Origin of the sequence: Methanoculleus sp. UBA413 (assembly GCF_002502935.1) — an archaeon.
GTDB classification, from domain to species: Archaea; Halobacteriota; Methanomicrobia; order Methanomicrobiales; family Methanoculleaceae; genus Methanoculleus; species Methanoculleus bourgensis.
This window is the reverse complement of record NZ_DAQR01000093.1, coordinates 38,291-41,572: the sequence shown is the minus strand read 5'-3', so window position 1 is coordinate 41,572 and position 3,282 is coordinate 38,291. Positions and strand designations below refer to the sequence as shown.

The 3,282-nt window shown below is 59.0% G+C and carries 3 protein-coding genes, 1 tRNA gene and 1 pseudogene; 4 read left to right on the top strand and 1 reads right to left on the bottom strand.

Annotated elements, in window-relative coordinates:
* Window positions 1-236: phosphate-starvation-inducible PsiE family protein (locus BP858_RS07685; protein ID WP_286879214.1), on the bottom strand; the 236-nt coding region annotated here is incomplete at its 3' end.
* 247 nt (window positions 237-483) lie between these two features.
* Here BP858_RS07685 and BP858_RS07680 point away from each other — a divergent pair.
* The 4 genes and pseudogenes from BP858_RS07680 to BP858_RS07665 all read left to right on the top strand — a co-directional run.
* Window positions 484-557 (top strand) — tRNA-Lys (locus BP858_RS07680).
* Between the two features lie 78 nt (window positions 558-635).
* Window positions 636-887: a DNA-directed RNA polymerase subunit H gene (locus BP858_RS07675; RefSeq protein WP_062261205.1), complete on the top strand. Its 252-nt coding sequence runs from the start codon at window positions 636-638 to the stop codon at window positions 885-887.
* 42 nt (window positions 888-929) lie between these two features.
* A complete protein-coding gene (locus BP858_RS07670; protein WP_062261210.1) occupies window positions 930-2,471 on the top strand; it encodes a DNA-directed RNA polymerase subunit B'' in 1,542 nt (513 codons plus the stop codon).
* A pseudogene (locus BP858_RS07665) lies at window positions 2,468-3,282 on the top strand (DNA-directed RNA polymerase subunit B); the annotation flags it as partial. The gene BP858_RS07670 and the pseudogene BP858_RS07665, both read left to right, overlap by 4 nt.

Here is a 3,282-nt window from a genome sequence, read left to right as displayed (position 1 = left end):
GTGATGCCCGCGATCAGGATCGGCGTCACCTGCACCCTGCTGGTCCTGAAGTATGCCGTCACCGTCTCCAGGATCTCCACAATGATGATGGTGAGCAGGAGCGCGTGCAGCACCTGGAGCACGCCCTGTGTCATGTCTCCGGCATGGATGAGCGCCGCCATCTGCAGGGCGACGTCGTAGAAGGAGATGATCGCAAGCAGGGAGAGCGAGACGGCGATGAGCAGGTAAATGCCCATGGTTACGCCCGACAGGGTGGATATGATCGTATCGACACGATTTTTAAAGGGGACCATGCTGCATCCGTAGAGGGGGAATACCCGTACGAAATGATCCCCCGCGGGGCATTAAATATTCCGATACGTCTCACAGATCGCATGGAATTGAAAAGTTTATATCCTTTGAGTGCGAATTATATGATGCGCCCTGAAGTAAGGTATTTATACTATTCTTGCATTGTAATAATGCTAGATGGCAGTACGCGCGGGGCCTATAGCTCAGTTAGGTAGAGCGCCTGGCTTTTAACCAGGTGGTCGGGGGTTCAAATCCCCTTGGGCCCGTTGCCATGGGCGATGTCTATGGTTTTTGAAAAGGTGATGCATCTGATACACAACTCTTTCATCGGTGAGGTGTGAGCGATGGGCACCTCACTTGATGTACTAAAACACGAGATGGTTCCGGACCATCAGATTATGAGCGAAGAAGAGGTCGCGGAGCTTCTTGCGACGTACCATATCTCTTTGGAGCAATTGCCCAAAATTTATCACGACGATCCAGCAGTACGGGCTATCGGAGGCGATGTCGGGGATGTTATCCGGATTATTCGCGACAGCCGCACAGCGGGTAGAGCCGAAGCGTATCGCCTCATCATGAAGAGACCAAAGAAATAATTTCAGGGCCGGGAGCTGATCCATCTGTTAGACAGAAGCGTTTTGTCGAGAGCATATTTTTCGTGGCAGCATGTAGCGCGCCACCAGTTAGATTCCTATAATTATTTCCTCGAGCACAACCTCCAGAAAGTCGTCGACGAACAGCGCATTATTGAGACTGATATTGAGAGCCGTGGAAAAGGTAAAGAGGCCGTATGGGTTGAATTGGGCAAGATCGAGGTGAAGAAGCCCCTCGTCCGTGAGGCGGACGGGTCGCAGTCCGAGCTCTTCCCGAGCGAGGCGCGCCTCCGCAACCTCACGTATGCAGCACCTATTCAACTCGACATGACGCTCGTCCAGGGCGAAGAGGCGCAGGATCCGGTCGTCACCGTCATCGGGCAGTTGCCGGTGATGGTGGGTTCGGCCGCCTGCAACCTCTACAACATGAGCGACGCCGAGCGAACCGGGCACGGTGAAGACCCTCTTGACCCCGGTGGCTACTTCATCGTCAACGGCACGGAGCGGGTGCTGATGACGCTTGAAGACCTTGCCTCCAACAAGATCATGACCGAGTTCACCGAGCGCTACAACGAGCGGATCTACGTGGCGAAGGTCTTCTCGCAGTACCGGGGCTACCGGGCGCTCGTTATCGTCGAGCGGAACCGCAAGAACCTGCTTGAAGTCTCGTTCCCCTCGGTCGCCGGACACCTCCGTTTCGTCGACCTGATGCGGGCGCTGGGGCTCCAGGGCGACCACGACATCGTGGAGGCGGTCTCCACCGACGAGGAGATCCTCACCTTCATGATGCAGAACCTGGAGGAGAGTGAGTGCGACACAGTCGATGAAGGCGTCATGTATGTCGGGAAGAAACTTGCCCCCAACCAGACCCGCGACTACCAGCGTAAAAGGGCTGAGTTCGTCCTCGATAACTACCTCCTTCCGCACTTGAATTACCTGATGCCGGTTGGCCTCAAGGAGGAGGACCTCGAATACCGGACGGCAATCGAGGGCGTCCGCCTCGCAAAGGCGCACTTCCTTGGCCGCATGGCCGAGGCCTGTTTCGATCTGGTGCTTGAGAGGCGCCGGATCGACGACAAGGACCACTACGCGAACAAGCGGCTGAAACTCGCCGGCGATCTGATGGAAGACCTCTTCCGGATCTCGCTCAACCGCCTGACCCGGGACGTGAAGTACCAACTCGAGCGGGCCAGCATGCGCCACCGCGAACTCTCGATCGGCACCGCCGTGCGCGCCGACGTCCTGACCGAGCGGCTGCTGCACCCGCTTGCCACCGGCAACTGGGTTGGCGGGCGCACCGGGGTCTCGCAACTCCTGGACCGGGTAGACCACATGGCGGTACTCTCACACCTCCGTCGCGTGATCTCCCCGCTCTCCCGGTCGCAGCCTCACTTCGAGGCCCGTGATCTGCACCCCACCCAGTGGGGCCGGATCTGTCCGAGCGAGACCCCCGAAGGTCCGAACTGTGGGCTGGTGAAGAACTTCGCCCAGATGGTCGAGATCAGCAAGGGCGTTATCGACGAAGAGGAAGTGAAGAACACCCTGTACGAAATGGGCGTCATCGCCCTCCGGAGGGAGACGGCATGAGGCGGCAGTCACGTGTCTTCGTTGACGGTGCCCTGATCGGGCTCGTGGATGACCCCCGGGACCTGGTCACCCGGATGCGCGAGATGCGCCGGAATGGCGGACTCTCCACCGAGGTCAACGTCTCCTACAAGGATTTCAACAACGACGTCATCATCCACACCGACCGTGGGAGAGCGCGCCGGCCCCTGATCGTGGTCAGGGACGGCAAACCGGAGGTGGCCGGAGAGGACATCGAGCGTCTCCGCAACAACGAGATGACCTTCGAAGACCTGGTACGGAAGGGTGCGATCGAGTTCATCGATGCCGAAGAGGAAGACGACCTCTTCATCGCCATCAACGAAGCGGATCTCACCCCCGAGCACACCCACCTGGAGATCGATCCTTCGCTTATCCTGGGTATCGGTGCGGCGCACGTTCCTTTCCCTGAGCACAACGCCAGTCCTCGTGTCACCATGGGCGCAGGGATGGTCAAGCAGGCGCTCGGGTTCGGGGCGGCAAACATGAAACTCCGCCCCGACACGCGGGGGCACATGCTCCACTATGTCCAGAAGCCGCTCACCTACACCCAGACCTCCGATGTAATCGGGTCCGACGAGCGTCCGGCGGGCCAGAACTTTGTCGTTGCGATCCTCTCCTACGAGGGGTTCAACATTGAAGATGCGCTGATCATCAACAAGGCCTCCATCGACCGGGGTCTCGGACGGTCGCACTTCTTCCGCACCTACGACGGCGAGGAGCGGCGCTACCCCGGCGGCCAGGTCGACCGGATCGAGATCCCTGACGAAGAGGTCTCCGGCGCGCACGGTGCCGA

Coding starts and splice junctions, on each gene's coding strand:
- BP858_RS07675 (WP_062261205.1), top strand. CDS start 636: ATGGGCACCTCACTTGATGTACTAAAACACGAGATGGTTCCGGACCAT.